This window comes from Aromatoleum evansii (assembly GCF_012910805.1).
GTDB lineage: Bacteria > Pseudomonadota > Gammaproteobacteria > Burkholderiales > Rhodocyclaceae > Aromatoleum > Aromatoleum evansii.
Genome location: NZ_WTVK01000138.1, coordinates 1 through 2947, shown reverse-complemented (window position 1 = coordinate 2947; position 2947 = coordinate 1). Strand labels below are relative to the sequence as shown.

Genomic DNA, 2947 nt, shown 5'->3' with positions numbered 1-2947 from the left:
CACCCGACCCCCCACCCCAAGGTAGCGGCGCAGGCACGAACAACAGGAGGAGACACATGAGCACCATGGCAATTTCGGAGCAGTCGTCGGCGGCGGTCATCGCGCGCTTTCTCAGGCAGCGCGGCGTCAAGCGCGTCTATGCCCTGTGCGGCGGCCATATCATGCCGGTCTGGATGCGGCTGGACGCCGAAGGCATCCAGATCGTGGACGTGCGCGACGAACGCGCGGCGGTGTACATGGCCCACGCCGAAGCCCAGCTGAACGGCGGCTTCGGCGTCGCCCTGGTCACCGCAGGTCCCGGCGTCACCAACGCGATGACCGGCATCGCCAATGCCCACGTCGCCCGCGTGCCGGTGCTGGTGCTGTCGGGCCTGCCGCCACAGGCGCAGGAAAACCGCGGCGCGCTGCAGGACGTGGTCCACATCGATTTTGTGCGCCCCATCACCCGCTACGCGCGCACCGTGCGCCAGCCCGAGCTGGTGCTGCAGGAACTCGACGAGGCGGTGGCGCGCGCCGTCGGCCAGGGCGGAGAGCCGGGCCCGGTGTATCTCGACTTCCCCGTCGACACGCTGCGCGGCGAAGTGCCGCAGGCCATCCAGATGCCCGAGCACTTCGCGCCCAAGCCCATGCCGAAGCAGGCCCCCGACGCCGGTGCCGTGCAGGCCGCGGTCGAGCTGCTATGGTCGGCCAAGCGCCCGCTCGTGATCTCCGGCCGCGGCGCGCAGGGCGCCGGGCCCGCGCTGTGCGAGTTGCTGTCGCGCCTGCAGGCGGCCTACCTCGATACGGGCGAGAGCCGCGGCCTGGTTCCGGAAGACCATCCCTCGGTCGTCGCAGCGATGCGCGGCTCGGTGATGGGCCAGGCGGACCTGGTGATCACCGTCGGCCGGCGCCTGGACTTCCAGCTCGCTTACGGCTCTCCCGCCGTCTTCGGCGACGCCAAGTTCCTGCGTATCGCGGACTGCGCCGCCGAGCTGCGCGACAACCGTCGCGGCTCGGTCGAAGTGATGGCGACGCCCGCACTCGCGCTGGACGCGATCCTGAAAGCCGCCGGCGACCGCGTCCCCGCAACCGACGTCGAATGGACGCGCGCCCTGCGCGCGAAGCACTGCGAACGCGCAGAAAAGCTCGTGCAGTCGATGCGCAACGCGCCGGCAGGCAGCGACGGCCTGATGCATCCCAACCGCCTCGTCTCCGCGCTGCGTGACGCGCTGCCGGAGGACGCGGTCGTTGTCGCGGACGGCGGCGACTTCCTGAGCTTCGCACGCGTCGGCCTGCCCGCGACGACCTATCTCGACCCCGGTTCGCTGGGCTGCATCGGCGTGGGCACCCCGTTCGGCGTCGCCGCGAGCCTGGCCTGCCCCGACCGCACCGTCGTGGTTGCGACCGGCGACGGCGCCTTCGGCTTCAACGCGATGGAGCTCGACACCGCAGCGCGGCACAAAGCGCCCGTCCTCGTTGTCGTAGCGAATAACGGCTCCTGGGCGATCGAGGTGCGCGACCAGCAGGAAACGCACGGCAAGGTCGTCGGAACCCGGTTACAGTTCGCCGATCACGCCGCGATGGCCCGTGCATTCGGAATGCACGCAGAACGTGTCGAAAAGGCGGAAGATCTGCCTGCTGCGATCCAGCGCGCGCTCGCGAACCGCCCGGCCCTGCTCGACGTGCTCGTGACGCCGGATGCCGCATCGTCCGACGCCAAGTCCGGCCTCGCCTGGGTGCCCGACCTGCAGCCGCTGGCGGCGTGGAACGACGCGGAACGCCGCTGGCGCGACGGCAAGGCCGCAGAGTAGATCCTGGTCGGCTCTAGCTTGAGCTCCCACTGACGCGATAGAGTTATGCACCATGAAAATCCTTGAAACCCAACCCAAGCTCGTCGAGCAAGTCCATAAGGCGATCCTCGAGGAAATTTCGGGCGGCAGGCTGCGCCCGGGCTCGCGGATCATTCAGGAGCAGATCGCCAAGGAACTGGGGGTCTCACGCCAACCCGTCCAGCAGGCCCTGGCGCTGCTGCGCAACCAGGGCGTGCTGCGCGACGCGCCCGGCCGCGGCCTGCTCGTCGCCCCGCTCGATGTGCGGTACGTGCGCAACATGTACGACATGCGCGCCGTGATCGAGGGCCTGGCATGTCGCCGGGCCGCCGAACTCAACGCCAAGCAGGCGAAGGCCAAGGGGCCCGCGCTCATCCGCGCCGGCCGCAAGGCGGTGGCGGCGGGCTCGTACAACGAAATGATCGCGGCGGACATGGCCTTCCACCACTTCATCTACGCGATGTCGGAGAATCCCTTCGTCGCGCCGGCGATGGAGGCGCACTGGACGAACACGCAGCGCGTGATGGGCGAAGTGCTGACCAACGAGGAACAGCCGCGCAACGTCTGGGGCCAGCACGAAGCCATCCTCGAAGCGATCGCGGCCGGCGACGCGCAGAAGGCGGAGGAACTCGGCCGCCAGCACATCTCGCAGGCGGCGGACTTCATGATCGCGCGTCTTCAGGAAAGCGGCGCGACGACGGAAGACGACTCGATCACGGCGTAAGCTGGCAATCCTCCAACAGGGCAGGCCGCGAAATCGGTCTGCTTTTTTTTACGTCCCGCTGCCGGCGCCGCAACTCAAGCAGGCTTGCCCCCCGCCCGCCTGAGCATCCCACGTTGCGGATCGTAGCCGCGCACCGCGAGGACGAAGAACACCGCCAAGCAGCCCGCGACGATCGCGAGCGAGGTGGCGGCGAACTGGCCGTAGAGCGCGAAGCGGATCGCCTCGACCGCGTGCGTGAAGGGGTTCCACTGCGCCACCGCATGCACGACGGCCGCACCTGACTCCTCGAGCTTCCACAGCGGATACAGCGCGGGCGAGACGAAGAACATCGGGAAGATCACGAAGTTCATCGTGCCGGCGAAGTTCTCCAGCTGGCGCACCTGCACCGACAGCAGCAGCCCCAGCGCGCCCAGCA

Annotated in this window: 3 protein-coding genes; 2 read left to right on the top strand and 1 reads right to left on the bottom strand. The window is 69.0% G+C overall.

The window, feature by feature from the left end; genetic code table 11:
- The first annotated feature begins 56 nt into the window (after window positions 1–56).
- Entirely contained in the window at window positions 57–1790 is a 1734-nt protein-coding gene (locus tag GO615_RS27430; protein WP_211167402.1) for a 2-hydroxyacyl-CoA lyase, read from the top strand.
- 52 nt (window positions 1791–1842) lie between these two features.
- A complete protein-coding gene (locus GO615_RS27425; protein WP_169133015.1) occupies window positions 1843–2532 on the top strand; it encodes a GntR family transcriptional regulator in 690 nt (229 codons plus the stop codon).
- A 74-nt stretch (window positions 2533–2606) separates the two neighbouring features.
- Here the strand turns inward: GO615_RS27425 and GO615_RS27420 are convergent.
- A partial coding sequence (locus GO615_RS27420; protein ID WP_169133014.1) for an ABC transporter permease occupies window positions 2607–2947 on the bottom strand: 341 nt, incomplete at its 5' end.

What these genes read in the sequence shown, in the direction of transcription:
- GO615_RS27425 (WP_169133015.1), top strand. Translation starts at nt 1,843, where the DNA reads ATGAAAATCCTTGAAACCCAACCCAAGCTCGTCGAGCAAGTCCATAAG.
- GO615_RS27430 (WP_211167402.1), top strand. Translation starts at nt 57, where the DNA reads ATGAGCACCATGGCAATTTCGGAGCAGTCGTCGGCGGCGGTCATCGCG.